Annotated in this window: 1 protein-coding gene and 1 pseudogene; one reads left to right on the top strand and one right to left on the bottom strand. The window is 63.8% G+C overall.

Features of this window, described 5'->3' with window-relative positions; all coding sequences use genetic code 11:
- A partial coding sequence (locus FJM51_RS23510; protein WP_140456508.1) for a DDE-type integrase/transposase/recombinase occupies nt 1–469 on the top strand: 469 nt, incomplete at its 5' end.
- Nucleotides 470–720: 251 nt separating this feature from the next.
- Here FJM51_RS23510 and FJM51_RS23505 read toward each other — a convergent pair.
- Nucleotides 721–922, bottom strand: a pseudogene (locus FJM51_RS23505) (IS110 family transposase); the annotation flags it as partial.

Below are 922 nucleotides of genomic sequence, written 5' to 3'. Positions count from 1 at the left end.
CTTCGTCTACGTCGCGTTCGTCATCGACGCCTTCGCCCGACGCATCGTCGGCTGGCGCGTGTCGCGCGTCGCCAAGGCGGAATTCGTGCTCGATGCCCTCGAGCAGGCGCTGCACCAGCGCCACCCCTTCGAGGGCGGCCGGCTCATCTGCCACTCCGATCGAGGATCGCAATATGTCAGCATTCGCTACACCGAGCGTCTCGCCGAGGCCGGGATCGAACCCTCCGTGGGCAGCGTCGGCGACAGCTACGACAACGCGCTCGCCGAAACGGTGATCGGCCTCTTCAAGACCGAGGTCATTCACCGTCGAGGGCCCTGGCGGTCCTTCGAGGCTGTGGAGTTCGCCACCCTCGAATGGGTCCACTGGTTCAACGAGCGCCGCCTCCTCGAGCCGATCGGGAACATCCCGCCCGCCGAGGCCGAAGCAAACTACTACGCCGGACTGGAGGCACCCGCCGTGGCGGCGTAGGACTCAAACCAAAACGCCTCCGGGCAGCCCGGCGCGGTTCAGTCTGACGCTTCCGTGGTTTCCGGGCTGGAGGCGACCTTAGGGCCGACCTTAAGTTCAATGCCACGCTTCCACGCCATGCCTGAACCCTAAGGCGTTGTGCCACAGCCCTGACTTTCGGCGCTTTGTCAACCGTCAGGCCCATGCCTCAACCAGCAATTGGCGTTGGTATCCTGCCCCCGCAACCAGAAATTCTAAAGTATTCTTGTTGGTCAAGCCAGCGTTGGCGTCCATATCCGCTGATCGCGCAACAATGCGTTCGCAAGGATGAGGAGCTTTCGCATGACGGCGGTGATGGCGACCTTCGCCGGTTTTCCTGCCGCAAGGAGTCTGTCGTGCACCGCCTTCAGGTTCGGGTTGAAACGTGCGGCGACGAGGGCCGGCATATACAGCGCCTCGCGCACGAGGGCGCGC

It is taken from the genome of Amaricoccus solimangrovi, from assembly GCF_006385685.1.
Classification (GTDB): Bacteria; Pseudomonadota; Alphaproteobacteria; order Rhodobacterales; family Rhodobacteraceae; genus Amaricoccus; species Amaricoccus solimangrovi.
This window is presented reverse-complemented; position numbering and strand designations above follow the sequence as displayed.